The following is a 26,778-nucleotide window of genomic DNA, read 5'->3' on the forward strand; positions in this document are numbered from 1 at the left end:
GAAAGGAGCGAAGGAAACCGTTCGAGGAATGAACTGCGGGCGATTATCCGCGAATTTTCAGGCCCCCTTCTGGTGCGCCTCGCGCCAGGCGCGCGCTTCGCCGAAATGTCCGCATCCGATGAACGGAACGGGCGGGCGCAAGGCCGAGAGCGGCGACGGATGATTCGACATCAGCACCTTATGGCGGCCAACGTCGATCAACGCACGCTTACTCTGCGCGTGAGAGCCCCATAGCATGAAAACAACAGGCTTCGGGCCGTCGGAGACATGGCGGATCACGGCGTCCGTCAGCACCTCCCAGCCGCGCCCCGAATGGCTGGCCGGCTGGGCCTCCTCGACCGTGAGGCAGGTGTTGAGCAGCAGCACGCCATGCGTCGCCCACTTCACCAGGCTGCCGCCCGGGTTCGGGAACGGCGGCGGCGGCGTGCCGAGGTCGCGCTGAAGCTCCTTGAAGATGTTGCGCAACGAGGGTGGCAGCGCCACGCCGGGCGCCACGGAGAAGGCCAGCCCCTCGGCCTGGCCGCGCCCGTGGTACGGGTCCTGCCCCAGGATCACGACACGCACGTCCTCGGGCGGCGTGAGCTCCAGCGCGCGCAGCGGCTGCGGCGGGAAGATCACCGTGCCCGCGTCGAGACGCTCGCGCAGGAAGGCCTGCAGCTTCTGCCCCACGGCACCGCCGAAGAAGCCATCGACCAGCGGCTGCCAGCCCGGCGCCACCGGCCAGTCGGCGGGATCGCTGCTCGACAGCTGATCCGCGCGGCTCATTTGAACAACGCCGCGAGGGCTTCGCCAGGCTCCTCGGCGCGCATGAAGGCCTCGCCGACCAGGAAGGCATGCACGCCCGCGGCGCGCAGCGTGGCGACGTCCTCGCGCGTCGCGATGCCCGATTCGGTCACCGCGAGGCGCTCCTTCGGCAGGCCCGGCAGCAGGCCGATGGTGGCCTGGATCGAGACCTCGAAATTGCGCAGGTTGCGGTTGTTGACGCCCACCAGCGGCGTCTTGAGGCGCAGCGCGCGCTCGAGCTCGGCCGCGTCGTGCACCTCGACCAGCACAGCCATGCCCAGCCCGTGCGCGATGGCCTCGAAATCCTTCATCTGCGCGTCGTCGAGGCAGGCGGCGATCAGCAGGATCGCATCGGCGCCGATCGCGCGCGATTCGTACACCTGGTAGGCATCGACGATGAAGTCCTTGCGCAGCACCGGCAGCTCGCACGAGGCGCGCGCCTGCTTCAGGTAGTCGATGCCGCCCTGGAAGAACTGCTTGTCGGTCAGCACCGAGAGGCAGGCCGCGCTGATCTTGCCGTCGCCTTCGGCATAGCTCTGCGCGATGTCGGCCGGAATGAAATCGGCGCGCAGCACGCCCTTGCTCGGGCTGGCCTTCTTGACTTCGGCGATCACGGCGGCCTGGCCGGCTGCGATCCTGGCGCGCAGCGCGCCTTCGAAATCGCGCGTCAGCACGCGGCTTTCGGCGTCGAAGCGAACCGCCTCCAGCGGGCTGCGCTGCTTCGCGGCGGCCACCTCCTGATGCTTGACGGCGACGATCTTGTCGAGGATGTCGGACATGGCTTCTCTCTTGCTCCTGCTGGATTCCTGGCTCAGACCGAGGTGGTGACCCGCACCAGTTCGGCGAGCTTCGCCTTGGCCGCGCCCGAGGCGATGGCCTCGCGCGAACGCGTCACGCCCGCGGCCACCGAGTCGACCACGTTGGCCGCGTACAGCGCCGCGCCAGCGTTGAGCAGCACGATGTCGAGCGCCGGGCCGGCCTGATTGTCGAGCACGCCGAGCAGCATCGCCTTCGACTGCTCGGGCGTCTCCACGCGCAGCGCACGGTTGCTCGACATCTGGAAGCCGAAGTCCTCGGGATGCAGCTCGTACTCGCTGATCTCGCCGTTCTTGAGCTCGCCCACCATCGTGGCAGCGCCCAGCGAGATCTCGTCCATGCCGTCGCGGCCGTAGACCACCATCGCATGCTCGGTGCCCAGGCGCTGCAGCGCGCGCACCTGGATGCCCACCAGGTCGGGATGGAACACGCCCATCAGGATGTTGGGCGCGCCGGCCGGGTTGGTCAGCGGGCCCAGGATGTTGAAGATGGTCTTGATGCCGAGTTCCTTGCGCACCGGCGCCACGTTCTTCATGGCCGGATGATGGTTCGGCGCGAACATGAAACCGATGCCCGACTGCTCGATCGAGCGCGCGATCTGCTCGGGCTTGAGGTTGATGTTCACGCCCAGCGACTCCAGCACGTCGGCGCTGCCCGACTTGCTCGACACGCTGCGCCCGCCATGCTTGCTGACCTTGGCGCCGGCCGCGGCCGCGACGAACATCGAGCAGGTCGAGATGTTGAAGGTGTGCGAACCGTCGCCGCCGGTGCCCACGATGTCGACCAGGTTCTTGCTGTCGGACACCGGCACCTTGGTCGACACCTCGCGCATCACCTGCGCGGCGGCCGTGATCTCGCCGATGGTCTCCTTCTTCACGCGCAGCCCGGTGATCAGCGCGGCCATCATCACGGGCGAACACTCGCCGCTCATGATCAGCCGCACGATGTGCAGCATCTCGTCGTGGAAGACCTCGCGGTGCTCGATGGTGCGCTGCAGCGCTTCCTGGGGGGTGATCATGGAAAGTCTCCTCGGGATGAATCAGCGGCCGATGCGCGCCGCGGGGGCGTCGGTGAACGCGAGCTTGAGGCCGAAGCCGATGAAAAGAACGCCGGCGGCGCGGTCGAGCCAGTGCATGCCCTTCTGCACGGCACCGCGGCGCGCCATCCAGCCCGCCGCCAGTGCCCAGCCCACGTTGACGGGGATCGCGTTGAGGTTGAACAGCACGCCGAGCAGCACGAAATACAGCGCCTTGTTTTCCGCCCCGGGCGCGATGAACTGCGGCACGAAGGCCAGGAAGAACAGCGCCACCTTGGGGTTGAGCACGTTGGTCCAGAAGCCGCCGAGGAAGATCGCCTTCAGGCTGTGCGCCCCGGTGGCCGCCGCGGCCTGCGCCAGGTCGGTCGGCGGCGCGGCGCGCGACAGCAGCATGCGCACGCCCAGGTACAGCAGGTAGGCCGCGCCGATGTACTTGAGCACCGCGAAGGCCGCGGCCGAGGTCGCCATCAGCGTGCCGACGCCAATGGCCGCCGCGAAGATGTGGACGAAGCAGCCGGCGGTGATGCCGAGCCCGGCGACGATGCCGGCTCGCACGCCCGAGCGCAGCGAGTTGGTGACCACGTAGAGCACGTCGGGCCCCGGCGTCAGGTTCAGCAGCCAGCCGGCGGCGATGAAGGCCAGCAGATGGGGAAGATCGGGCATGGCGTTCTCCTCTCCTCGAACGACGGATCAGGCGGCGAAGTAGGCCCGGATCGCGGCCACCGCACGGTCGACACCGGCGGCATCGACATCGAGGTGCGTCACGAAGCGCAGCCGGTACAGGCCCGTGGCCAGGATGCCCTGGCGCTCGAGGCTCTCGATCAGCCCCGCCGAGCGCGCCCTGGCCTCGCCCTCGAGGTCGACGAAGACGATGTTGGTGTGCGGCATCTCGAGCTTCAGCCCCTCGATGCCCGCGAGCCCCTGCGCGAGGCGCAGCGCCAGCGCATGGTCGTCGGCCAGCCGGTCGACGTGGTGCTCGAGCGCGTGCGCGGCCGCGGCCGCGAGCAGCCCGGCCTGGCGCATGCCGCCGCCCGCCATCTTGCGGATGCGGTGGGCGCGTGCGATGAAGTCGCGCGAACCGACCAGCGCCGAGCCGATCGGCGCGCCCAGGCCCTTGCTGAAGCACACCGACACGCTGTCGAAGCATTGCGCGATGCGGCGCGCCTCGGCGCGCACGTCGGTGCTTCCGTTCTTCGCCACCTGCGCGGTCGCCGCATTGAAGAGCCGCGCGCCGTCCAGGTGTCGCTGCAGCCCGTGGCGCGCGGCGAGTTCGGTCGCCGCCTGCACGTAGTCGAAGGGCAGCAGCTTGCCGCCCAGCGTGTTCTCGAGCGCCAGCAGCCGGGTGCGCGCGAAGTGCGCGTCGTCGGGCTTGATCGCCGCCTCGATCTGCGCGAGCGGCAGCGTGCCGTCGGCCGCGTGGTCCAGCGGCTGCGGCTGCACGCTGCCGAACACCGCCGCGCCGCCGCCTTCCCAGCGGTAGCAGTGCGCCATCTGACCGACGATGTACTCGTCGCCGCGCCCGCAGTGCGCGAGGATCGCGCTGAGATTGCTCTGCGTGCCGGTCGGCACGAACAGCGCCGCCTCGAAGCCCAGCAGCGCCGCGATCCTCTCCTGCAGCGCATTCACGCTCGGATCGGTGCCGAAGACGTCGTCGCCCAGCGGCGCCGCCATCATGGCGTCGCGCATCGCCGGCGTGGGTTGGGTGACGGTGTCGCTGCGAAGGTCGACGATGGCGCTGCGGTCGGTCATGGCTTCAGTCCAGGAAGTTCTTGAGCATGGCGTGGCCGTGCTCGGTGAGTATCGATTCGGGGTGGAACTGCACGCCTTCGATGCGCACGTCGTGCGCGTACCCGGTGTGCCGCACGCCCATGATCTCGCCGTCGTCGGTCCAGGCCGTGACGGCCAGCGCCTCGGGGCAGCTCGCGCGCTCGATCGACAGCGAGTGGTAGCGGTTGACGACGAAGGTCTTCGGCAGCCCCGCGAACACGCCCTCCTGCGTGGTCGTGATCTCGCTGGTCTTGCCGTGCATGAGCTGCTGCGCGCGCACGATCCTGCCGCCGAAGGCCGCGCCGATGGCCTGGTGGCCGAGGCACACGCCGAGAATGGGCAGCTTGCCCGCGAAGGCCTCGATGGCCGCCACCGACACGCCCGCTTCCGCCGGCGAACACGGCCCGGGCGACACCACCAGCCGCGTCACGCCCGAGGCGATCAGCTCGCCGATCTGCGCGACCGTGATCTCGTCGTTGCGATGCACCTGCACGTCGGCACCCAGCTCGCCGAAGTACTGGACGATGTTGTAGGTGAACGAATCGTAGTTGTCGATCATCAGCAGTTTCATGGCTTGCTCACAATCCGGTGCACGCCCTTGACGACGGGGAACACGTTGAAGTTGATCAGGAGGCCCAGCTTGAGGCCCGACAGGCGCAGCGCGGCGAGCACCTGCGCGCGATGCAGGTCGGTCAGCGTGTCGACCGCCTTGAGTTCGACGATGACCGATTGCTCGATCACGAAGCCCGCGCGATAGACCTCGCCGAGCGAACGGCCCTTGTAGCTCGCCGACAGCGGCACATCGCGCGCGAAGCCGATCTCGCGCTCGGCGAGCTCGATGGCCAGCGCCGCGGCATAGGCGCGTTCGTCGAGCCCCGTGCCGAGCACGCGCTGCACCTCGACGGCGGCGCCGATGATCTCGTGCGAGAAATCGTTCTGGATATCGGGTGCGTTGCTCATTCCAGCCCCTCCTCCACCAGCTCCGCCGCCCGCAGCAGCGCGCGCGCCTTGGCCTCGGTCTCCTTCCACTCGAGCTCGGGCACCGAATCGGCCACCACGCCGGCCGCGGCCTGCACGTGCAGCACCTGGTCCTTCACGATGCCGGTGCGGATCGCGATCGCGACGTCCATGTCGCCCGCGTAGCTGATGTAGCCGCAGGCGCCGCCGTACAGGCCGCGCTTGGTGGGCTCGAGCTGGTCGATCAGCTCCATCGCATGCACCTTGGGCGCGCCAGTCAGCGTGCCGGCCGGGAAGGTGGCCTTGAGCACGTCGATGGCGGTCATGCCGTCCTTCAGCGTGCCCTCGACGTTGCTCACGATGTGCATCACGTGGCTGTAGCGCTCCACCGCGAAGGCTTCCGTCACCTTCACCGTGCCGGTCTTGGCGATGCGGCCGATGTCGTTGCGCGCGAGGTCGATCAGCATCACGTGCTCGGCGCGTTCCTTCGGGTCGTTGATCAGTTCGACCTCGGCCGCCTTGTCGAGCTCGATCGAGGCACCGCGCGGGCGCGTGCCGGCCAGCGGGCGGATGGTGATCTTCTGCTCGCCCTCGCCGGTGTGCTCCTGGCGCACCAGGATCTCGGGCGACGCGCCCACCACGTGGAAGTCGCCCAGGTGGTAGTAGTACATGTAGGGCGAGGGATTGAGCGAGCGCAGCGCGCGGTACAGCGACAGTGGCGACTCGGTGTAGCGCTTGCTGATGCGCTGGCCCACCTGCACCTGCATGAAGTCGCCGGCGGCGATCATCTCCTTGGCGCGTTCCACCGCCGCGAGGTAGTCGGCCTTGGCGAAGCTGCGCTCGGCCGGATGCGGCTGCGTGGGCTTCACGATCGGCGCGCTCACCGAGTACTTGAGCTTCTCCTTGAGCTCGCGCAGCCGGCGCTTGGCGTTGGCATAGGCCTCGGGCTGCTTGGGATCGGCATAGACGATCAGGTAGAGCTTGCCCGAGAGGTTGTCGATGACCGCCAGTTCCTCGCACTGCAGCAGCAGGATGTCGGGGCAGCCCAGCGTGTCGGGCGGGCAGCTCTGCTCGAGCTTGCGCTCGATGTGGCGCACGGTGTCGTAGCCGAAATAGCCCGCCAGGCCGCCGCAGAAGCGCGGCAGCCCGGGCCGCAGCGCGACCTTGAAGCGCTTCTGGTACTGCGCCACGAAGTCCAGCGGATTGCCCGCGGCGGTCTCGACCACCTGGCCGTCGGTCACGACTTCGGTGACGGCCTCGGCACCGAAGCCGCTGGCACGCAGCAGGGTACGCGCCGGCAGGCCGATGAAGCTGTAGCGGCCGAAGCGCTCGCCGCCCACGACCGATTCGAGCAGGAAGCTGTGCTTGCCGCCGCCCTGCGAATGGGCCAGCTTGAGATACAGGGACAGGGGGGTTTCGAGGTCGGCAAAGGCCTCGGCCATCAGCGGGATGCGGTTGTAGCCCTGGGCGCTGAGGCTCTTGAATTCGAGTTCGGTGATCACGTGTCGTTCTCCGGAAAGCCGGCCCGGCGCGCTTTCATCGGCCGGGAGCGGTCTCATTCACAAACAGAGGAGGTGGTTCGGCGTCGATGCGTCCGGAACCGCGGGCGCACGGCGTGCGCCGTGCAATCAAACAGGCAGCGTCGATGGCGTACGCCAGGGCCAGGCTCCCCGGCTGCCTTCACCTGTTTGATGGATGTGATGAACGAACATGAGGGCCGGAGTTTAGCCCACGAAAACGACAGCACGCGCAAGGCCGGGCTTCAGGGTTCCCCCGGAGCCGAAGCGATAAAACGAAAAGATACATTCGCACGACCGTTCGCAAATTCCAGAGGAGGCCGCCTTGTCCGCACGCTCGACCGCACTTCCGCTCGTGTCACGACCGCTCGCGCGCCTGTGCCTGCTGGCCGGTCTCGCCGCGGCGCTGGCCATCGCCTCTCCGGCGCGCGCCGCCCCGGTCGATGTCGCGGGCGTCAAGCTCGAGGACAGCCTCGATCTGCGCGGCACGCCGCTGCAGCTCAATGGCGCCGGCGTGCGCTACAAGGCCATCCTCAAGGTCTACACGGCCGGCCTCTACATGGGCCGCAAGGCCTCGACCCCCGAGGAAGCGCTGGCCGTGCCCGGCCCGAAGCGCGTGGCGATCACCATGCTGCGCGACATCGACGCCAACGAGCTCGGCAAGCTCTTCATCAAGGGCGTGGAGGACAACTCGCCCAAGAGCGAGATGGGCCAATTGATCCCAGGCCTCTTGCGCATGGGCCAGATGTTCGCCGACCAGAAGCAGCTCAAGGCCGGCGACACCTTCACCATCGACTGGCTGCCCGGCACCGGCACGCTGATCACGGTGCGCGGCGTGCCGCAGCCCGATCCCGTGAAGGAGCCCGCCTTCTTCAACGCGCTGCTGCGCATCTGGCTCGGCCCGAGCCCGGCCGACTGGAAGCTCAAGGACGCATTGCTCGGCAAGCCGTCCTGAGCGGCGGCCAAGCCTCAGTCGCGCGGCGCCGCCAGTTCGGCCAGCGAATCGACGAAGCCGTCGGCATCGACCGCGCGCACCGGCTCGCCGTGGTTGTAGCCGTAGGTGACCAGTACCACCGGGCAGCCGGCCGCGCGCGCGGCACGCGCATCGTTGCTCGAGTCGCCGATCATCAGCGTGCGCGCGGGCTGCGTGCCCAGCGCCTCGCAGGTCTTCAACAGCGGCAGCGGATCGGGCTTCTTGCGCTCGAAGGCATCGCCGCCGAACACGAGTTCGAAGAAGCCATCGAGCCCCTTCTGGGCCAGCAGCGGCTTCGCGAAGGCCGTCGGCTTGTTCGTGAGGCAGACCAGCTTCAACCCCCGGTCGCGCAGCGCCCGCAGCCCCTCGACCACGCCCGGATACACCGCCGCATGCTGGCCGTTGATCGCGAGGTAGTGATGCTGGTAGCGCTCCCAGCCGCGCTCGAACTGCGCCTGCGCGCGTGCCAGGGCGGCGGGTGCGTCGGCACCGTCCGCCGCGGCCACGTACTGCAGCGCCGACAGGATCAGGTGCTCCGAACCCTTGCCGATCATCAGTTCGATGCGCTCGCGCGGCAGCGTGGCGAGGCCGAGGTCCTCGAGCATGCGGTTCAGGGCCACGGCGAAATCGCCGAGCGTGTCGATGGTGGTGCCGTCGAGGTCGACGATGGCGGCGTCGAAGCGGGCGGGGTCGAAATCGATGGAGTTCAAGGAAGAAAGGCTCATGGCGTTGCGAAGACTGCCCGCGACTTTACAGAGCCCCGCTGTCGGACGACCTTCCTCACCACGCCATCGCCGCACCGCCGCCTTCGCGCAGCGCGGCCGCATGGGCCAGGTTGGCTGCCACCATGTCCTCCATCGCGATGCCCATGGCCTTGTAGACCGTGATCTCTCGCGCATCGCGCCGCCCCGGCGAAGTGCCGAGCACGACCTCGCCGAGCGTGGTCGCGCGCCGGCGGTCGCAGCCCGCGAGCTCGGCGCAACCCACGGGCACCGGCTCGAAGGCATCGAGCGTCTCCACGAACAGGCGCGCCTCGCCCGCGAGCGCCACCGGCAGTTCGCCCGCCGGCGGGTGGTAGCCGACCGAGGACACGTGGGCGCCGGGCTTGAGCCACTCGGGCCGGATCACCGGCTGGGCGCTGTGGCTCGCGAGGCAGACGATGTCCGAGCCGCGCACGGCCGCCTCGATGTCCTCGCCGGCCTGCGCGAGCGGATGCCGCGCCGCGAGCCGCCGCGCCTCCTCGGGATGCAGCGCGCAGACATGGATGCGCTCGAGGTCGCGCACCAGCGGCAGCAGCCGCAGGTGCTCGCGCGCCTGCACGCCCGCGCCCACGATGGTCGCGACGCGCGCGTCCGGGCGCGCCAAGAGCCGCGCCGACAGCACCGCCGAAGCGGCCGTACGGATGCCGGTGATGAAGGTGCCGTCCATCACGCACGAGGCCATGCCCGTCTCGGGCTCGAACAGCAGGATCATCGCGAGGTGGTTCGGCAGCCCGAGCGCGAGGTTGCCGTCGAAGACGTTGACCACCTTGATCGCCATCTGCATGCCCGGGCGCCACGCCGGCATCGCGAGCGAGAAACCCCGGCCCGGCACCGTGAGCTCGGGCCGCGCCGGCGACTGCACCTCGCCGCGCGCGAGCGCGCCAAAGCCGTCCTCCAGGCCGTCGAGCAGTGCGCGCGGATCGAGAAGGCGCGCCACCTCGGCTTCGCTCAGCGTCATGACGCGGCGCGGTCCCTTCGCGATCTCGAACGCCGCAGGCTGGTTGCTCATGTGAATCTCCTTCATTGATGTGAAGGGGAATTCTGCGAAGCCGCCTTGCTTCGTTCAATTGATTCGTTCTGCGTTGACGTGAAGCAAACTCACTTCTAGGATCGCCGGCATGCCGCTGCCCCTGTTCCTGCTCACGAAGCTGCGCGCCTTCGAGTCGGTGGCCCGCCACGGCAGTTTCAAGCGCGCGGCCGAGGAGCTGCACGTCACGCAGTCGGCCCTGAGCCACCACGTGCGCCATCTCGAGACCGAGCTCGGCATGCCGCTGGTGCTGCGCTCGCACCGTCGCATCGAGCTCACGGCCGAGGGACGCCAGCTCTGCGCCGATTGCGCCCAGGGCTTCCAGGGCCTCGAGGCCGCGATCGACCGGCTGCGCCGCGCCGCGCGGCCCGACACGCTGACCTTGAGCGTCGCCCCGTACTTCTCGGCGCGCTGGCTCACGCCGCGCCTCGGGCGGCTCTGGGCGCGGCATCCGCGGCTGCATCTGCAGTTGCACCATGCCTACCAGCCCGCCGATTTCCTGCGCGATCCGGTCGATGCCGGCATCGGCTGGGGCGACGGGCGCTGGCCCGGCGTCGAGGCCCGGCTGGTCGTGCCGGGCACGCTCGCGCCCGTGTGCAGCCCTGCCCTCCTGGCCACGCTGCCGCGCAAGCCCAGGCCGCGCGACCTGCGCGGCCGCCGCCTGTTCCACGAGTTCGATGCCGCGCACTGGAGCGCCTGGTTCGCAACGGCGGGAGTGGAGGCTGGCCCGCTCGACACCACCCGCATCGACGACTCCCACGCGCTGCGCCGCACCGCGCTCGACGGCCATGGCTTCGCGCTGTTCTTCACGGCCCTGGTGCGCGAGGACCTCGATGCCGGACTGCTGGTGGCGCCGTTCGCGCACACCGTCGATCCGGGAAGCGCCTACTACCTCGTGCGTCCCGCGGACCGCGCGCCGAGCGCGGCGTTGCAGTCGTTCACGCAGTGGCTCATGGACGAGGTCGCCAGCGCGCCCTTCGCCTGACAAGGTGTGAGCCTGCCCGCCGCGCTCAGCGCCCGGTCCAGACCGGCCGGCGCTTCTCGTTGAACGAGGCCAACCCTTCCTTCGCATCCTGCGTGCCCGCGAGCAGCGCGATCTGCCCCTCGGTGAAGGCGATACCTTCGTCGAAGGACATGGCCTCGAGCGCGCGCATCGCGTACTTGCCGCGGCGGATCGCGGTCGGCGACTTGTCGGTCAGGCGCTCGAGCAGCCATTGCGTCTTCGCATCGAGTGCGTCGGCCGGCACCACGTGGTTCAGCAGACCGGCATCCTTCGCCTCGGCCGCGCCGAAGGGCTCGCCGCTCAGGCACCACTCGCGCAGGGTGCGGCGCGGCACGATGCGCTGCAGCAGGCTCAGCACCTGCATCGGGAACAGGCCGATCTTCACTTCGGGCAGGCCGAACTGCACCGTGTCCGCGGCCACCGCGAGGTCGGTCATGCACAGGAGGCCGATGCCGCCGGCCATGCAGGTGCCGTTGATGCGCGCGATGCTCGGCAGGGTGCCGGCCTGCGTCTCGCGCAGCAGGTCGGCGTAGTCGAGCGTGGGCCGCGCGAGGTCGAACGCGAAACCCGCGCCGGGCTGCAGGTCGCCGCCGGCGCAGAAGGCCTTCTCGCCCGCGCCGGTCAGCACGATGGCGCGCACCTCGGGATCGGCATGCGCGAGGCGCCAGCCTTCGCGCAGGCCGGCCACTACCTCGGCGTTGAGCGCATTGCGCTTGTCGGGACGGTTGATGGTGATCCAGAAGGCGCGGTCGCGCTTCTCGTGCAATACGGCGGCGGTGCTCATGGCGCGACTCCTTCGGCAACGGGGGCATCGACCTCGATCTCGGCCACGACACGGCGTGCCTCGACCTGGTCGCCGATGCGCACATGCAGCGCGGCCAGCCGGCCGCTCACCGGCGCGGCATGCACGTGCTCCATCTTCATCGCCTCGAGCGTGAGCAGCGGCTGCCCCGCGCGCACGACCTGGCCGGGCTCGGCCAGCACCGCGACCACGCGGCCGTTCATCGAGGCGCGCAGCTTGCCGTCGCCGCCGCCCGCGCCGCCCTGGCGCGCGGAGGCCGCGCGCGTGGTGTCCTCGATGCGCAGCGCGCGGTCGCGGTACTGCAGCCACAGCAGCGTGCCGTCGCGCCAGTACGCGGCACTCTCGTGCACGCCATCGCAGGCGAAGCGCACGCCGTCGTCGCCGTGCTCGATCAGTTCGATCGCAAAGGGCTGCGCATCGAGCGTGACCTGGAACTGGCGCGACCCGGTAAGCACCACGCTCGCATGCCGCGTCTGCCCCGCGAGCTCGAAGCGCAGCGAGATCGGCAGCTTGTGCGGCAGCCGCCGCGCCTGCGTGTCGTCGGCGCGTTCGTAGAGCAGCACCGCCGCGAGCGCCGCCGCGCGTGCGGCCGCGGCCTCGTCGGCCTGCAGCAGCGCCGCCTGATGCTCGCCGATGAAGGCCGTGGTGGCACCGCCCGCCGCGAACACCGGATGCACGAGGCAGGCGCGCAGGAAGGCCTGGTTGGTCGTCACGCCCAGCGCCACCGCATCCTCGAGCCCCGTGGCCAGCTTGCGCCGCGCCTCCTCGCGCGTGCGGCCATGGGCCACGAGCTTGGCGATCATCGAGTCGTAATACGGCGGCACCTCGGCGCCCGAATACAGCGCATGCTCGGCGCGCAGTCGCGGCGGCATCCGCCACAGCGCGAGCGTGCCGCTCTGCGGCACGAAGCCCTGCGCCGCATCTTCCGCGCACAGCCGCACCTCGATCGCATGGCCCTCGAAGCGCACGTCCTGCTGCGCGAGAGGCAGCGGCTCGCCCGCGGCCACGCGCAGCTGCAGTTCCACCAGGTCGAGGCCGGTCACGGCCTCGGTCACGGGATGCTCGACCTGCAGCCGCGTGTTCATCTCCATGAAGTAGAAGTTGCCGCCGCCGTCGAGCAGGAACTCGAGCGTGCCCGCGCCCTCGTAGCGGATCGCCTTCACGGCCGCCACCGCGGCCGCGCCCATGCGCTCGCGCAGCGCGGCGTCCACCGCCGGCGAAGGCGCCTCCTCGATCAGCTTCTGGTGCCGCCGCTGCACCGAGCAGTCGCGCTCGCCGAGGTGGATGGCATGGCCGTGGCGGTCGGCGAAGACCTGGATCTCGATGTGCCGCGGCTGCGCGATCGCGCGCTCGAGGATCACCTCGGGATCGCCGAAGGCGCTCTGTGCCTCCGAACGCGCGCTGCGCAGCAGGGGTGCGAACTCCTCGGCCGACGGCACCAGCCGCATGCCGCGCCCGCCGCCGCCGGCCGTGGCCTTGATCATCACCGGGAAGCCGATGCGCGCGGCTTCCCGCGCGAGCCGCTCCTCGCCTTGATCCTCGCCCTGGTAGCCCGGAATGCAGGGCACGCCCGCGGCCTGCATCAGCGCCTTGGCACCGGCCTTGTGGCCCATGGCCTCGATGGCCTCGGCCGAGGGGCCGATGAAGACCAGCCCGGCCTCCTCGCAGGCGCGCGCGAAGGCGGCGTTCTCGGCCAGGAAGCCATAGCCCGGGTGCACCGCGTCGGCGCCGGTGCGGCGCGCGGCCTCGACGATGGCCTCGATGCGCAGGTAGGACTGCGCGGGCAGCGCCTCGCCGATGCACACGGCCTGGTCGGCCTCGCGCACGTGGCGCGCGCCGGCATCGGCGCTCGAATACACCGCCACCGTGCGGTAGCCGAGGGCGCGCGCGCTGCGCATCACGCGCAGCGCGATCTCGCCGCGGTTGGCGATCAGGATCTTGTGGAAGGTCATGGACTGCGTCCCCTCGCTCATGGCCGCGCCACCGAGAACTGCATCGGCTGCGGCTCGCGCAGCTCGGCCTCGCGGCACACCGCCAGCAGCTTCGCGAGCACGGCGCGCGTGTCGCGCGGATCGATCACGCCGTCGTCGAGCACGTGCGCGCTGGTGGTGAACACGCTCATCTGGCTGTCGAAGCGCTCGACGATGCGGCGCTCCATCTCCGCGAGCTTCGCGCGGTCGACCTCGCCGCCCTTGCGCCGCATCGCGGCCTCGGTCACGTTGACCATGGTCTGCGCCGCCTGCTCGCCGCCCATCACCGCGGTGCGCGCGTTGGGCCACGAGAAGCAGAAGCGCGGATGGAAGCCGCGCCCGCACATGCCGTAGTTGCCGGCGCCGAACGATGCGCCGCAGTAAATCGTGATCTGCGGCACGGTCGCGTTGGTCACGGCCTGGATCATCTTCGAGCCGTGCTTGATCATCCCGCCCTCCTCGTGCGCGCGCCCGACCATGAAGCCGGTGGTGTTCTGCAGGTAGAGGATCGGCGTGCGCGACTGGCAGCAGGCCTGGATGAAGTGCGCGGCCTTGGTGGCGCCCGCGTTGTCGATCGGGCCGTTGTTGGTGACCACGCCCACGGGCAGCCCTTCGATCTTGAAGTGGCCGACCACGGTGGCGCTGCCGTAGCCGGCGCCGAACTCGAGGAACTCGGAGTCGTCGGCGATGCGCGCGATCACCTGCTTCATGTCGACCGGTCGCTTGAGGTCGGCCGGCATGATGCCCAGCAGTTCCTCGGCATCGAAGCGCGGCGGCTTGAAGCGCCGCGGCGCCGGCGCCGGCAGCTCGCGGTTCCAGTCGATGTGGGCGAGGATCTCGCGCGCGATGCGGATCGCGTCGCGGTCGTCCTCGGCCAGGTAGTCGCCGAGCCCCGACACCGAGCTGTGCATCAGCGCGCCGCCCAGTTCCTCCTCGGTCGCGATCTCGCCCGTGGCGGCCTTCAGCAGCGGCGGCCCCGCGAGGAAGGCGCGCGAGCGGTCGCGCACCATCACGATGTAGTCCGACAAGCCGGTCTGGTAGGCGCCGCCCGCGGTCGAGGAACCGTGCGTGACCGTCAGCACCGGCAGGCCGGCGGCCGACAGCCGCGCGAGGTTGCGGAACAGGCTGCCGCCGGTCACGAATTCCTCGACCTTGTAGGTCATGAGGTTGGCGCCCGCGCTCTCGACCAGCTGCACGTAGGGCAGCCGGTTCTCGAGCGCGAGCTCCTGGATGCGCAACTGCTTCGGAATGCCCATGGGCTGCAGCGCGCCGGCGTCGATGCCCGAGTCGGAGGCATTGACCATCACGCGCAGGCCCGAGACCTGGCCGATGCCCGCGATCACGCCGCCGCCGGGCACGCTCTTGTCGAGGTCGGGGTTGTCCAGGCCCAGCCCGGCGAGCGAGCAGAGCTCGAGGAAGGGCGTGCCGGGGTCGAGCAGCAGCGACAGCCGCTCGCGCGGCAGCAGCTGGCCGCGCTTCTCGAAGCGTTCGCGCGAGCGCTCCGAGGTGGCGGCGGCGCGCTGCTCGCAGCCGCGTACGCGCTCGAGCAGCGCGAGCATGTGGGCGCGATTGGCCTGGAAGGCTTCGCCGTGGGGGGAGAGGGTCGATTCGATGGTGGCCATGGGTCTGCGGAAGAGTCCATGGCAGCTTAGGCAGCACCCCCCGGGGCGTCTTGTGCCCAGTGGCTGGGGATCAGCGCACGCCGAACAGCCCGGCCGCGTTGTCCCAGGCCACGCGCTGCGCCACCGCGGGCGGAAGCTCGCCGAGCCAGCCGCGGTAGCCGCGCATCAGCTCGTCGTAGGCGCTCCAGCGCTGGTTGACCCAGGTGTCGGAGCCGATCAGGAAGCGGTCGGGAAAGGCCAGGATCAGCTCGCGCCACGGCGCGCACAGCGTGCCGCCCTCGCAGACCAGGCCCGGGCGGTACGACAGCTCGCCCATCAGCTTCGGATAGCGCTCGAGCATCTGGCGCACGCGCGCCACCGGCGTGCCGCCGATGCCGGTGTGGGCCCAGATCAGCCGCGTGTCGCGGCCCTGGCTCGGCGTGTTGGCCATCAGCAGGTCGACCGCCTCGTCGTCCACGTGCGCGAGCACGGCGAGCTGCCTGCGCTCGGCCAGCGCCATCAGCTTCTTCGCGACCGGGCCGTTGGCATTGGCGCTCTCGTAGAGATGGAACTCGCCGATGCCGCGGTAGGGCCCGCTCGCGGTGCCGCGCTCGAGTTCGGCCAGCACCATCTCGTGGATGCTCTCGTCGCGAAACCAGTTGCTGTAGTCGGCGCGGTTGCGGTACAGCCGCACGAAGGGCACCACGGTGACGCCGGCCTCGCGGGTCTCGCGCAGCGCCGCGAGCGTGCGCGTGCCGTCGTTGGGCCGCGAGTTGCCGACGATGGCACGCACGCCGTTGCGCTGCATGCGCGCGAGCGCCTCGGCCGGCGGGAACGGGCCGCTGCTGCCGTTCCAGGCCTCCTCGTTGTAGTGCAGGTGGGTGTCGAACAGCGGGCCGGTGTAGTCGGCGGCCTGGGCCGCGAATGCGAAGCCGGCGGCGACAGCGACCAGCGCGGCGCGCGTCCAGCGTCGATGAAGGGAATCGGTGGTCCGGGTCATGCGGGCTCCTCGCGGCGGATGCGGTCGGTACGGTGGGCGGCGGAAGAATACCCGCCGCCACGCCGGCTCAGCGCAATAACCGTGCCCTGAACTTCTGCACCATCGCCGCCGGCGCGTACGAGCGCTTGCTGCGCCGGAAGCCCGCGATGCCCATGTCCTGCTCGAAGTTGAGCCAGCGCACCGGCCGGCCGAACCGGGCCTCGAACTGCCGGCAGAAGTGCTGGAACATGTGCGGGTAGATGCCCGCGTGGCTGTCGAGCCCCTTGGCGAAGCGCATCGCGAACACGCCGGGCTGCAGTTCCTGCGCGAGCACGAAGCCCAGCGGCTCGTCGTGCGCGAAGTGCACGAAGCCCTCGAGCCCGAGCGCCGCCGCATCGGCGATGGCTGCGCGGCATGGCGCCTCGTCGGCTTCGCCCGCGGCCTTGCCCTTCTGCGCCATCCAGGCCTCGAGCACGCGCAGCGCGGCGCCGGCCGAGGCGGGACCGAAGGCCTCGGCGCGCGGCGTGCATTGCGCGAGCAGCTGCCGCACCTGGCTGCGCTTCCAGGCCAGCGCGCGGCCGGCGTAGTCGGCGAAGCGGCTGGCGTCGTAGAGGTAGTCGGCGTCGTCGGGCGAGGCGCTCAGCGCGAAGCGGCCGGCGCTCAGACCTTCGATGTCGCGCCGCGACAGCGGGTAGAAGCAGTCGTGGTCCTCGAGCATCGTGGCCAGCGCCTCGGGCGGCGCCTGCGGCAGCGCGAACAGCGGGACCAGGTGACGCGTGCCGTCGTAGGTACGGCCCGAAATGCGCGGCCAGCCGTCGTCTTCGGGCCCGATGTAGCGGTAGTCGTGGGCCTCGCGGAACAGCCAGAGGTTCGAGAACGTCAGGTCCGACAGGCAACCCTCGGCGCTGCCCGCGCGCAGCCGCGCGAGCGCCGGTTCGATCGCCTCGCGCAGCGCCAGCGACAGCGGCTGCCCGGCGCTCATTCCGCGTCGTAGACCACCGCGCGCACGCCCGGCGCCGGCGGATCGGCCGGCGGCCCCGCGAAGCACTGGGCGATCGACAGCCACTGCGTGGCGCTGCCCGGCGTGCAGCGCAGCGCGGTGTCGGCGAGGTGGCGGCGCTGGGTCACGACCAGGCAGAAGTCGAGCGCATTGCCGCGCACCGATTCCGCCGAGGCCGGATCGCCCCAGCGCCAGGTCTGGCCGTCGGGCGCGTCGAGCTCGATGAAGGGCGCGGGCTCGGGCACCGGCAGCTGGCGGTTGACGAAGGTCCAGCCGAAGGTGGTGGCGCCGATGTGGGCGATGTGGCGCAGCCGCGCGCTGGCCGGCCGGCGCCGGCGCATCAGGTCCCAGATGTCCTGGCCATGGGCCCAGGTCTCCATCAGCCGCGCGGTCGCGAACGAACGCGCGCTCATCATCGGCCCGTACCAGGGAAGCCGCGCCTTCGGGTCGAGCGCCGCGAGCGCGTCGGCCAGCTGCATCGAGATCGGCTGCCACAGCGCGAGCATCGCGGGGCCGTCGAGCGCACCGTACTTCTCGCGCGCCAGCGAGCTGATCTCGCGGCCCTGCGCGAACTGCGCGTTGAGCGCCGCGGCATCGCGCACGAAGGCCTCGGGATCGTTCAGCGCGAGCATCGAGGTCTCGTCGAAGAAGCACAGGTGGGCGATCTCGTCCCAGGGCGACCAGCCGTAGAACACGCTGGGCGCGCGCCACTGCTCGGGCGTGAGCGTGGCGCACAGCGCGGCGAGCTCGGCGTACTCGTCGCGCAGGTCGCGCGCGGTCTCCGCGTTGGGGCCGTTCGTCGAATCGTTCATCGTGGGTGTCGTCCTTCTCGTTCTTCAGAGCCCGAGCTGCCGGGCCGCCAGGTCCTTCATGATCTCTTCCGATCCGCCGCCGATCATCATCACCTTGACCTCGCGGTAGATGCGTTCGCTGCGCGTGCCGCGCATGAAGCCCATGCCGCCCAGCAACTGCACCGCCTGGTCGGCGCAGAACTGCATGGCCTGGGTGGCCTGCACCTTCGCGAGGCACACGCGCGCCACGAGTTTCGCCGGATCGGCCAGCCCGTGCTCGATGCGGTAGGCCAGGTCGTAGACCAGGGTGCGCGCGGCATCGACGCGCAGGGTCATGTCCATGAGCTTGTGGCGCACCACCTGGCGCTCGGCCAGCGGCACGCCGAAGGTGACGCGCTGCCGCGCCCAGTCCACCGCTTCCTCGAGGCAGACCTCGGCGAAGCCGCAGGCCAGCGCCGACATCAGCAGGCGCTCGCCGTTGAAGTTGTTCATCACGAGCTTGAAGCCCTGGTTCTCCGTGCCCACGAGGTTGCGCGCGGGCACGCGGCAGTTCTCGAAGCGCAGGTGCGCGGTGTCGGAGCTCCACCAGCCCATCTTCTTGAGCGAGGTGCGCGCGAGCCCCGGCGTGTCGCCCTCGATCACCAGCAGCGAGATGCCGCCCGCCCCCTTGTTCGCGGGATCGGTGCGCACGGCGGTGGTGATGAAGTCGGCACGCACGCCCGAGGTGATGAAGGTCTTCTCGCCGTTGACCACGTAGTGGTCGCCATCGCGCACCGCGGTGGTCCGAAGCGCCGCGACGTCGGAGCCGCCCGCGGGCTCGGTGATCGCGAGCGCGGCGATCTTCTCGCCGGCCAGCACCGGCGGGATCACGCGCTGCTTGAGTTCCTCGCTGCCGGCCTTGAGGATCGGCGGCAGCGCGATGCTGTGCGAGTTCAGCGAGGCCTGCACGCCGCCCGCGCCGCAGCGCGCGAATTCCTCAGCCACGATCAATTGATAGAACAGGTCGGCCGGCGTGCCGCCGAGCGCCTCGGGATAACCCAGGCCCAGCACGCCGAGCCCGGCCGCGCGCCGGTAGAGCTCGCGCGGGAAGGTCTCGGCCTCGTCCCATTCGCTCACGAAGGGCGCGATCTCGCGTGCCACGAAGGCGCGCAGGCCGGCACGGAAGGCTTCGTGCTCGGCGGAGAAGTAGAAGGGCAGCGGTGGGGCGTCCAGGAATTCCATGGTGTCTCCTTGGCGCACGAGGCTAGCGGCGGGCGCCGGTCGGGTCTTGCGCCAACAGGCTGCGCCCGGCGACGCGAGGCGCAGCGACTCGACGCAAGCCGCGCCGCGGCCGCCTCGCTAAGCTGGCCCTTCCATCCGCCACCCGAGGACCGCCATGCCTTCATCCACCGCCGCACCGACCAAGACCGTCCGCATCGGCGGCGCCTCGGGCTTCTGGGGCGACAGCATGGTGGCCGCGCCGCAGCTCGTGCAGCACGGCCGGCTCGACTACCTGGTGTTCGACTACCTGGCCGAGACCACGATGGCGATCCTGGCCGCGGCGCGCGCGAAGAAGCCCGAGCTCGGCTACGCCACCGACTTCGTCGAGATCGCGATGAAGCCGGTGCTCGCCGAGATCAAGCGCCAGGGCATCAAGGTGGTGAGCAACGCGGGCGGCATCCATCCGCAGGGCTGCGCCGCCGCGCTGCGCGCGCTGGCCGAGGCCCAGGGCGTGCCGCTGCGCATCGCGGTGGTCGAGGGCGACGACCTCGGCGCGCGCATGGCCGAACTGCGTGCCGCCGGCACGCGCGACATGTTCACGGGCGAGGCCCTGCCCGAGAAGGTGCTGAGCGCCAACGCCTACCTGGGCGCGCTGCCCATCGCCGCCGCGCTGGCCGCGGGCGCCGACGTGGTGATCACGGGTCGCTGCGTCGACAGCGCGGTCACGCTCGGCCCGCTGATGCACGAGTTCGGCTGGCAGCCCGGCGACTTCGACCGGCTGGCCTCGGGCAGCCTCGCGGGCCACATCATCGAATGCGGCTGCCAGGCCACGGGCGGCCTGCACACCGACTGGGAAGAGATCCCCGACTGGGCGAACATCGGCTACCCGATCGTCGAATGCCAGGCCGACGGCAGCTTCGTCGTGACCAAGCCCGAGGGCACGGGCGGCAAGGTGATCCGTGCCGCGGTGGCCGAGCAGCTGCTCTACGAGATCGGCGACCCGGGCGCCTACCTGCTGCCCGACGTGAGCTGCGACTTCCGCGCCGTGACGATCGAGCAGGAGGGCCCCGACCGCGTGCGCGTGAGCCCCGCGCGCGGCCGCGCGCCGACGCCGGCCTACAAGGTCTCGGCCACCCAGCTCGACGGCTTCCGCTGCGCGGGCAGCCTGGTGATCGTGGGCATCGATGCCGAGCGCAAGGCACGGCGCACGGCCGAGGCGATCCTCGAGCGCACCGGCGGCATCCTCGCGCGCCTGGGCCTCGCGCCCTTCACGCGCAGCCACATCGAGGCGATCGGCGCCGAGACGCTCTACGGCCCGCATGCGCGCACCCATGGCGTGCGCGAGGCGATGATGCGCGTGGCGGTCGACCATCCGCAGAAGGCCGCGCTCGAGATCTTCGCGCGCGAGATCGCGCCCGCGGGCACCTCGTGGTCGCCGGGCACCACCGGGCCCGGCGGCGGCCGGCCCTCGGTGTCGCCGCTGGTCAAGCCCTTCGCCTTCCTGCTCGACAAGGCGCAGGTGCCGGTGTGGTTCGAGATCGACGGCGAGCGGCGGGCGGTGGCGATCCCGTCCGGCGAGGGCGATGGCACCGCGCCGCCGATGGCGGAACCACCGCCCCTGGCCGACGACGGCGGCGAACAGGTCGAACTGCGGCTCATCGACCTGGCCTGGGCCCGCAGCGGCGACAAGGGCGACCTCTCGAACATCGGCCTGGTGGCGCGCCGGCCCGACTGGCTGCCGCTGCTGTGGTCGCGCGTCACGCCCGAGGCGGTGGGCGCCTACTTCGCGCACCTGGTGCACGGCAAGGTCGAGCGCTTCCACCTGCCGGGCATCGCGGCGATGAACCTGCTGCTGCACGGGGCGCTCGACGGCGGCGGACCCTCGTCGATGCGCATGGACCCGCTGGGCAAGGGCATGGGGCAGATGCTGCTCGACATGCGGGTGAAGGTGCCGCGCGCGGTGGCGCAGGCGGCGCAACGGCGCTGAAACGAGAGGGGCGGCCCGAACGGTCTCGGGTCTGGGTCAGGCCTGCGCTTCGGTCAAGGCCTGCGCCGCCACCACCGCCTCGGTGCGGTTGCGCACGTTGAGCGCGCGGAAGATCGCCGCGAGGTGGATCTTGACCGTGCCCTCGCTGATGCCGAGGCTGCGGCCGATCAGCTTGTTGGGCTTGCCCTGCGACAGCAGTTGCAGCACCTCCACCTGCCGTTCGGTCAGCACGTTGCGCAGGTGCTCGAGCGTCTGCGAGGCGGCCGGGGCACCGGGCGCGCGCGCGGCGTCGGCGCCGGGCTGCGGCGCCACGCCGGCCACGATGCCGGGCGGCAGCGCGGTCAGCATCATCGGCGGCACGTAGACGCCGCCGGCCAGCACCAGCCGCACGGCCGACAGCATGACCTCGGGCGAATAGGCCTTGGGAATGAAGCCGAGCACGCCGCGCTCGAGGGCGGCGCGCATGATGGCCGGATCCTCGTAGCCCGACAGCACGATCACCGGCACGGCCGGGTGGCGGCGGCGGATCTCGTCGATGTGGGCCTGCCCGTCGGCGCCGGGCATGTTGAGGTCGATCAATGCCAGGTCGAGGTCGTCGGTGGCACCGGCCAGCAGCTCGTCCACGCTCATGACCAGCACGAACTCGATGCCGGGCTCCAGCTCGGACAACTTGGCCTTGACCGCCTCGATGACGAGCCGGTGGTCGTCGGCGATCAGAATTTTCATGGCTTAACCCCAGCGTGCATTGACTCAGCGACCGCCGACGATACCGGCGAATGCCCCGCGCAGCAAGGCTGGTGCGCTGCCCGAACGGCATAGGCCCCAAGCGATATGGCGCGCCCCGGGGCCGCTGAGAAGAATGATCGCCAACCCGAAGGAAGCGAGACATGGGCATGTGCCAACGAAGCAGGCGCCGGTGCAGGGCAGCTCTCGCGCGGCGGCTCGCCGCGGCCTGAGCCGGCGCGCGTGTCTTCATGGCCCGCCTGATCGACTGCCATTCGGCCTTCGTCTCGTTCGGGCTCGCGCTCGATGCCGCGATCGCCGCGAACCGCCCCACGCTCGACCACGACGCCGCGCAGCGCCAGGCCCGCCTTCTGCTCGACGAGGCGCGCGCATGCGCGCGGGCGAACGCGACACCGCTGTCGCCCGCGCAACTCGAATCGGCCGCCTTCGCGATGGTCGCCTGGATCGACGAGATCCTCGCGCGCCACCCGGGCGCGGCCCGGGGCGCGGCGCCGCTGCAGGTGCAGCTGTTCGCCTCGAACAACGCCCACAGCGAGTTCTTCCACCACCTGTCGGCGCTGGGCGCGCGCGACGACGAGGTGCGCGAGGTCTACTGGCATGCGCTGGCGCTGGGCTTCAAGGGCCAGTACTACTTCGAGCACGGCGACCGCGGCGAGCTCGGCAAGCTCAAGGAGCTGCACGGGCGCCAGCTGCGGCTTGCGCCGCTCGCGCTCGGCAGCCTCGCGCAGCAGCGCATCACGCCGCAGCCCTATGCCGAGCCCGATCCGCCCGCCCCGATCGACATGCGGCGGCGCGACCGCTCGCTGCTGCGCGCGAGCGCGGCGCTGGCGCTGCTGGTGCCGCTGCTCTACCTGCTGTGGGCCTGGCTGGCCGGCGCGCCGCGGCCCGAGGCCGACCTCGCGCAGCGCGTCGAGCAGCAGCTCCAGAGCTACGCCTGCGCCGACCTCGCGGTGACGGTCGATGCCGAGGGCGCGCTCAAGGTCAGCGGCTTCGTCTCGCTGCCGGCCGACGTCGCCAACGTGCAGCACGACGTGGGCCGGCTGCCGGGCGTGAAGGCGCCGCGCTTCGAGCTCGGCGTGCGCGTGTGGCCGCATTGCGAGGTGTTCGCGATCCTCAAGCCCTACCAGGCGCGCAATGCCGACAAGGCCTACGGCCTCGGGCTGGCCCTGCCCTCCGCGCGGCAGGGCCGCCTGCGCGAGGGCGACGCCGTGCGCGTGGAGGTGACGGCGCCGCGCCACGACAGCGTGCTGTGGGTCGACTACTACACCGCCGACGGCTCGGTGATGCACCTCAACGCGGGCCAGGCGCCGACCCGGCTGCGCGCCGGCGAGAAGCTGGAGCTCGGGCGCGACATCCCCTCGAGCTGGCTCGTGAGCCCGCCCTTCGGCAGCGTGCTGGTGACCGTGATCTCCTCGCCGATGCCTTTCCACGAGACCGCCGACCGGCCCCCGTTCGAACTGGCCTCGGCCTACCTGCTGCAGCTGCGCGAGGCGCTCGCGGCCAACAAGGGCGGCGAGCGGCTGATCGCCGACTTCGTGTTCCTCGAGACCGAGGCGCGCTGAGGACCGCGCCGCCGCCATGCACACCCTGCCGCCCGCCCACCTCTTCTGGCCGCTGCTCGCGCTGTGCGCGCTCGGCTTCGCGGTGCTCTGCGCCGTGGTGCGCGACGCCGGGCGCGGCGCGCGGCAGCGTGCGCTGAAGCAGCGCATCGCCACCTTGCGGCCGCCCGCGCGCGCGGCCGATGCGCAGGCCGTCGAGCGCCTGCACGAGGCGATGGCGCGCGCGCAGCAGCGGCTGCGGCTGGCGCCGCGCCCACGTGCCGCCGGCGAGAACGCCGACGACGGGGACTTCGGCGGCGGCGCGGCGCCGAGAGCGCCGTGGCTGCTGTTCCTCGGCGATGCGGCCGCCGGGCTGCCGGGGCTGCTCGCGGCATCGCCGCTCGATGCGGACCCGTCGGACGACGCACCGGCCGGCCCGGTGCGCGACGGCTGGCGCTGGTGGACCGGCGGCGCGATGGCCGCCATCGAGATCGACGCACGCGTGCTCGAGGACGTGGCCGACGCGCCGCAGGCCCGCGCGCTGTGGCTCGCGTCGCTGCTCGCGCTGGCCGAGCGCCGCGAACGCATTCCACTGCACGGCATCGTGGCCTGCATCGGCGCGCAGGCGCTGCGCGAGGCCCCGACCGACGCGGTCGCCTTCCGCATGCGCATCGCGCGGCTGCGCCGGCTGGTCGAGGAGATCGGCCGCACGCTGCGGCTGCAGTTGCCGTTCTACCTCGTGGTCACGGGCCTCGAAGGACTCGAAGGCTATGGCGCGCTGCGCGGCGCGCTGCCGCCCGAGGTGCTGGCGCAGGCATTGGGCCACCGGCTGCCGCTGGAAAACGCGGCACCCGAGGCCGACGGCGGCGCCAGGCTCGATGCGGTGTTCGAGCCGATCGCCACCCGGTTGCATGCGCTGCGCATGGGATTGCAGCGCGAGCAGCCCGGCGCGGCGGGCCGGCTCGCGGTGCATGCATTCGTGGAGGGGGTGCGCTCGCTGCGGCCGGGCCTGCGGCTCGCGGCCGAGGCCCTGTTCGAAAGCCATGGCCGCAAGGCGCGCGAAGCGAGGGGATTGCGCTGGCGCGGCCTCTACCTGAGCGCGGCGGCCGGCACGTCGGGCGGCAACGGGGCCTTCGTCGCAGATCTGTTCGATCGCTTCCTGCCGGCGGACCAGTCGCTCGCGCGGCCGGGGCGGCTGCCGCCGGAGGACCGCGACGCGGGACTGGAAGCGATGTGAACGCCGCCCGCGCGCACGGTGCGCGACGGCTATTCCTTCTTGATCGGCTCCGCCTTCTGGTCGATGCGGATCTGGCGCGCGCCGTAGGTCACGGTGATGGTGTTGATCTTGCCGACCTCGAGCGGCCGCACCTCGCGCCAGCGCGCGCGGTCGAGGTCGCGGAACGCGCCCATCACGCCGATCGTCTTGGCGTCGGGCTGCAGCACGAAATCGAACTTGCGGCTCTCGCCGGGGCGCAGCAGCGCTTCCTCGCGCTGCACCATCTCGGCGCCGAGCGTGGCCTGGTCCTTCTCGAACAGCGAGAAGAAGTCGGCGCCCTCGAAGGCGCCTGGCGTCTTGAGGATGTAGGCCCGCACCGTGAGCGGCGATGCGCGGCCGCGCGCGTCGGGATTGGCATCGGGCCCCGCCACCAGCGTCAGGGACACCGGCGTCTTCACCTCGGGTGGCGGCTTGCTCGCGCAGCCCGCGAGAAAGAGCCCCGCGGCAGCGAGGCCGAAGGCCGCCACGTGCCGGCGCGAAGCCGTGGCCAGCAGGCCTCCATAGGACGAATGGTGTGTACCGAGCGCTCGCATGCTATTCCCTTCGTTGCATTGACCGGTTGAGAGGCATCTTTGATTATCACCAGCCACATTCAACAGGCAACATGCTCACCAACGAACTCGCAGATGCACTGCTCACACCGATCGGCGACAGCGCGCCGAGCGGAGCCGACCTCGAGTACGACGCGGACTTCACCGCGCTCGTGACCGCGTCGCAGGGCAAGCCCGAACAGCAGTTCGGCGACACCGTCATTCCCGCGGTGGAGCCGGAATGGCGGGAGGTGGCCGAGCAGTCCGACGCGATCCTGCGCCGCAGCAAGGACGTGCGCGCGGCGGTGCTGCTGCTGCGCGCCTCCACGCGCTTGCAGGGCGTGACGGGCTTCGTCGCCGGCCTGCGCCTGCTGACCGGATTGCTCGACCGCTTCTGGGACGGCATACATCCAATGCTCGATGCCGACGACGACAACGACCCGACGATGCGCCTGAACGCGCTCGCGCCGTTGAGCGACGAAAGCATGGTGCTGCGCGACCTCTACGACGCCCAGGTCGGCATGGCGCCGGGCGTCGGCCCGATCCGCGTGCGCGATATCGCGGTGGCCACCGGCGCGCTCGCCGCCAGCGGCGATCCCGCCTACTCCACGGCGCAGATCCAGGGCGGTCTCGAGGCGCTGCAGGCCGAGCAGCCCGAGCGCATCGAAGCCGCGATCGGCGCGCCGGCACTGATCGACCAATTGCAGGCGTTGCTGGTGGAACGCACCGGCCGCGCCGACGCCATCGACCTGGCCGCGTTGCGCGGCATCGCCCGCACGCTGCAGAAAGCCTGCAGCGCCGCCCTCGGCGCGCCCGAGGAGGCCGGCGAGGCAGGCACCGAGGAAGGCGTCGACGGCGCCGCGGGCGGCGGCGGGGCGCGTCCCGCGGCGGCGCGCGGCGAGATCCAGACCCGCCAGGACGCGCTGCAGATGCTCGACCGCGTGATCCGCTTCCTCGAGACCACCGAGCCCGGCAATCCCGCTCCGCTTTTGATCGAGCGCGCCAAGAAGCTGATCGGCGTGAGCTTCCTCGAGATCATGGCCAACCTCGCGCCGAACGCGCTCGACACGATCGAGAACGTGACCGGCCGCCGCGCTTCGGAATAAGGCCGCGCCTCTTCTTCCTCGTCCCCTCCCCTTTCCATCCCTGGATCGACCCACCCCGTTTCACCCCCGCAAGGAGCATCGCCATGGCCAAGAGCAGTCAGAAATTCATCGCCCGCAACCGGGCGCCCCGGGTGCAGATCGAATACGACGTCGAACTCTACGGCGCCGAGAAGAAGATCCAGCTGCCCTTCGTGATGGGCGTGCTGGCCGACCTGTCGGGCAAGCCCGCCGACCCGCTGGCGCCCGTGGCCGACCGCAAGTTCCTCGAGTTCGATGTCGACAACTTCGACTCGCGCATGAAGGCCATGAAGCCGCGCGCGGCCTTCGCGGTCGACAACTCGCTGACCGGCGAGGGCGAGCTCAAGGTCGAGCTGACCTTCGAGAACATGGAGGACTTCTCGCCCGCCGCCGTGGCGCGCAAGGTCGGCGCGCTCAACAAGCTGCTCGAGGCGCGCACCCAGCTGTCGAACCTCGTCACCTACATGGACGGCAAGAACGGCGCCGAGGAGCTGCTGGCCAAGGTGCTCGAGGACCCGGCGCTGCTGCAGTCGCTGGCCGCGACCAAGAAGCCCGAGGACGGCGCCACCCCGCCGGCCGCCTGACCCCTTCCACAC

26 protein-coding genes are annotated in these 26,778 nt (G+C 70.9%); 7 read left to right on the top strand and 19 right to left on the bottom strand.

From position 1 onward, the window contains the following. Window positions 1-57: 57 nt before the first annotated feature. From ACEN9J_RS16745 to trpE, 8 genes are read right to left on the bottom strand one after another with little or no spacing between them, the layout of a single operon-like run. The gene (locus ACEN9J_RS16745) at window positions 58-765 is read right to left on the bottom strand and encodes a uracil-DNA glycosylase (protein WP_057597588.1); all 708 of its coding nucleotides are present in this window, start codon (window positions 763-765) and stop codon (window positions 58-60) included. After that, entirely contained in the window at window positions 762-1,562 is an 801-nt protein-coding gene (gene trpC / locus ACEN9J_RS16750) for an indole-3-glycerol phosphate synthase TrpC (protein ID WP_057597585.1), read from the bottom strand. The genes ACEN9J_RS16745 and trpC overlap by 4 nt, the downstream gene beginning before the upstream one ends. Before the next feature lie 32 nt (window positions 1,563-1,594). Then, complete coding sequence (gene trpD / locus ACEN9J_RS16755; RefSeq protein ID WP_413761569.1) at window positions 1,595-2,617, bottom strand: anthranilate phosphoribosyltransferase; 1,023 nt, start codon at window positions 2,615-2,617, stop codon at window positions 1,595-1,597. A 21-nt stretch (window positions 2,618-2,638) separates the two neighbouring features. Next, complete coding sequence (locus ACEN9J_RS16760) at window positions 2,639-3,298, bottom strand: LysE family translocator (protein WP_413761570.1); 660 nt, start codon at window positions 3,296-3,298, stop codon at window positions 2,639-2,641. Window positions 3,299-3,325: 27 nt separating this feature from the next. After that, the gene (gene ltaE / locus ACEN9J_RS16765; RefSeq protein ID WP_057597580.1) at window positions 3,326-4,384 is read right to left on the bottom strand and encodes a low-specificity L-threonine aldolase; all 1,059 of its coding nucleotides are present in this window, start codon (window positions 4,382-4,384) and stop codon (window positions 3,326-3,328) included. 4 nt (window positions 4,385-4,388) lie between these two features. After that, complete coding sequence (locus ACEN9J_RS16770) at window positions 4,389-4,973, bottom strand: anthranilate synthase component II (RefSeq protein ID WP_057597579.1); 585 nt, start codon at window positions 4,971-4,973, stop codon at window positions 4,389-4,391. Next, a complete protein-coding gene (locus tag ACEN9J_RS16775) occupies window positions 4,970-5,362 on the bottom strand; it encodes a GxxExxY protein (RefSeq protein WP_413761571.1) in 393 nt (130 codons plus the stop codon). The genes ACEN9J_RS16770 and ACEN9J_RS16775 overlap by 4 nt, the downstream gene beginning before the upstream one ends. Continuing rightward, on the bottom strand, window positions 5,359-6,861 hold the full coding sequence (gene trpE / locus ACEN9J_RS16780) for an anthranilate synthase component I (RefSeq protein ID WP_057597578.1): 1,503 nt from the start codon (window positions 6,859-6,861) through the stop codon (window positions 5,359-5,361). Before trpE ends, ACEN9J_RS16775 begins: the two co-directional genes overlap by 4 nt. A gap of 370 nt (window positions 6,862-7,231) precedes the next feature. Between trpE and ACEN9J_RS16785 the strand changes: the two genes are divergently transcribed. Beyond that, complete coding sequence (locus ACEN9J_RS16785; RefSeq protein ID WP_057597589.1) at window positions 7,232-7,831, top strand: chalcone isomerase family protein; 600 nt, start codon at window positions 7,232-7,234, stop codon at window positions 7,829-7,831. Window positions 7,832-7,845: 14 nt separating this feature from the next. Here ACEN9J_RS16785 and gph read toward each other — a convergent pair whose 3' ends face one another. Beyond that, window positions 7,846-8,574: a phosphoglycolate phosphatase gene (gene gph / locus ACEN9J_RS16790; protein ID WP_413761572.1), complete on the bottom strand. Its 729-nt coding sequence runs from the start codon at window positions 8,572-8,574 to the stop codon at window positions 7,846-7,848. Between the two features lie 55 nt (window positions 8,575-8,629). Beyond that, window positions 8,630-9,619 carry an ornithine cyclodeaminase family protein gene (locus ACEN9J_RS16795; RefSeq protein ID WP_413761573.1) on the bottom strand — a complete coding sequence of 330 codons (990 nt, stop codon included), beginning with the start codon at window positions 9,617-9,619 and terminating at the stop codon, window positions 8,630-8,632. A gap of 109 nt (window positions 9,620-9,728) precedes the next feature. Between ACEN9J_RS16795 and ACEN9J_RS16800 the strand changes: the two genes are divergently transcribed. Further along, a complete protein-coding gene (locus ACEN9J_RS16800; RefSeq protein WP_413761574.1) occupies window positions 9,729-10,622 on the top strand; it encodes a LysR substrate-binding domain-containing protein in 894 nt (297 codons plus the stop codon). A 25-nt stretch (window positions 10,623-10,647) separates the two neighbouring features. Here the strand turns inward: ACEN9J_RS16800 and ACEN9J_RS16805 are convergent, their stop codons facing one another. The 7 genes from ACEN9J_RS16805 to ACEN9J_RS16835 form a co-directional block, all read right to left on the bottom strand. Next, on the bottom strand, window positions 10,648-11,424 hold the full coding sequence (locus tag ACEN9J_RS16805; RefSeq protein WP_413761575.1) for an enoyl-CoA hydratase/isomerase family protein: 777 nt from the start codon (window positions 11,422-11,424) through the stop codon (window positions 10,648-10,650). Then, complete coding sequence (locus ACEN9J_RS16810; protein WP_413761576.1) at window positions 11,421-13,394, bottom strand: acetyl-CoA carboxylase biotin carboxylase subunit; 1,974 nt, start codon at window positions 13,392-13,394, stop codon at window positions 11,421-11,423. Before ACEN9J_RS16810 ends, ACEN9J_RS16805 begins: the two co-directional genes overlap by 4 nt. Window positions 13,395-13,411: 17 nt before the next feature. Then, a complete protein-coding gene (locus ACEN9J_RS16815) occupies window positions 13,412-15,034 on the bottom strand; it encodes an acyl-CoA carboxylase subunit beta (RefSeq protein WP_413761577.1) in 1,623 nt (540 codons plus the stop codon). Window positions 15,035-15,104: 70 nt separating this feature from the next. Further along, on the bottom strand, window positions 15,105-16,013 hold the full coding sequence (locus ACEN9J_RS16820) for an amidohydrolase family protein (protein ID WP_261217065.1): 909 nt from the start codon (window positions 16,011-16,013) through the stop codon (window positions 15,105-15,107). A 67-nt stretch (window positions 16,014-16,080) separates the two neighbouring features. Then, window positions 16,081-16,974 carry a phosphatidylglycerol lysyltransferase domain-containing protein gene (locus tag ACEN9J_RS16825; protein WP_413761578.1) on the bottom strand — a complete coding sequence of 298 codons (894 nt, stop codon included), beginning with the start codon at window positions 16,972-16,974 and terminating at the stop codon, window positions 16,081-16,083. Continuing rightward, the gene (locus tag ACEN9J_RS16830) at window positions 16,971-17,804 is read right to left on the bottom strand and encodes a TIGR03084 family metal-binding protein (protein WP_296725698.1); all 834 of its coding nucleotides are present in this window, start codon (window positions 17,802-17,804) and stop codon (window positions 16,971-16,973) included. Before ACEN9J_RS16830 ends, ACEN9J_RS16825 begins: the two co-directional genes overlap by 4 nt. A gap of 24 nt (window positions 17,805-17,828) precedes the next feature. Continuing rightward, on the bottom strand, window positions 17,829-19,004 hold the full coding sequence (locus ACEN9J_RS16835) for an acyl-CoA dehydrogenase family protein (RefSeq protein WP_057596797.1): 1,176 nt from the start codon (window positions 19,002-19,004) through the stop codon (window positions 17,829-17,831). A 154-nt stretch (window positions 19,005-19,158) separates the two neighbouring features. On the opposite strand from ACEN9J_RS16835, the gene ACEN9J_RS16840 reads away from it, so the two are divergent. After that, complete coding sequence (locus ACEN9J_RS16840; protein WP_413761579.1) at window positions 19,159-20,970, top strand: acyclic terpene utilization AtuA family protein; 1,812 nt, start codon at window positions 19,159-19,161, stop codon at window positions 20,968-20,970. 36 nt (window positions 20,971-21,006) lie between these two features. On the opposite strand, the gene ACEN9J_RS16845 is transcribed toward ACEN9J_RS16840, so the two are convergent. Then, a complete protein-coding gene (locus ACEN9J_RS16845) occupies window positions 21,007-21,696 on the bottom strand; it encodes a response regulator transcription factor (RefSeq protein ID WP_057596795.1) in 690 nt (229 codons plus the stop codon). A 248-nt stretch (window positions 21,697-21,944) separates the two neighbouring features. Here ACEN9J_RS16845 and ACEN9J_RS16850 point away from each other — a divergent pair, with 248 nt between their 5' ends. Then, window positions 21,945-23,276: a DotU family type IV/VI secretion system protein gene (locus ACEN9J_RS16850; RefSeq protein WP_057596794.1), complete on the top strand. Its 1,332-nt coding sequence runs from the start codon at window positions 21,945-21,947 to the stop codon at window positions 23,274-23,276. A 16-nt stretch (window positions 23,277-23,292) separates the two neighbouring features. Further along, complete coding sequence (locus ACEN9J_RS16855) at window positions 23,293-24,489, top strand: type VI secretion protein IcmF/TssM N-terminal domain-containing protein (RefSeq protein WP_413761580.1); 1,197 nt, start codon at window positions 23,293-23,295, stop codon at window positions 24,487-24,489. Window positions 24,490-24,518: 29 nt separating this feature from the next. On the opposite strand, the gene tssJ is transcribed toward ACEN9J_RS16855, so the two are convergent. After that, window positions 24,519-25,061 carry a type VI secretion system lipoprotein TssJ gene (gene tssJ, locus ACEN9J_RS16860; RefSeq protein WP_057596792.1) on the bottom strand — a complete coding sequence of 181 codons (543 nt, stop codon included), beginning with the start codon at window positions 25,059-25,061 and terminating at the stop codon, window positions 24,519-24,521. A gap of 71 nt (window positions 25,062-25,132) precedes the next feature. Between tssJ and tssA the strand changes: the two genes are divergently transcribed. Both tssA and tssB read left to right on the top strand, forming a co-directional pair. After that, window positions 25,133-26,164, top strand: a complete 1,032-nt coding sequence (gene tssA, locus ACEN9J_RS16865) for a type VI secretion system protein TssA (protein WP_296725715.1) — start codon at window positions 25,133-25,135, stop codon at window positions 26,162-26,164. 83 nt (window positions 26,165-26,247) lie between these two features. Next, complete coding sequence (gene tssB / locus ACEN9J_RS16870) at window positions 26,248-26,766, top strand: type VI secretion system contractile sheath small subunit (protein ID WP_057596790.1); 519 nt, start codon at window positions 26,248-26,250, stop codon at window positions 26,764-26,766. Window positions 26,767-26,778 lie beyond the last annotated feature (12 nt).

It is taken from the genome of Variovorax sp. Varisp41, from assembly GCF_047325085.1.
Lineage (GTDB): Bacteria > Pseudomonadota > Gammaproteobacteria > Burkholderiales > Burkholderiaceae_C > Variovorax.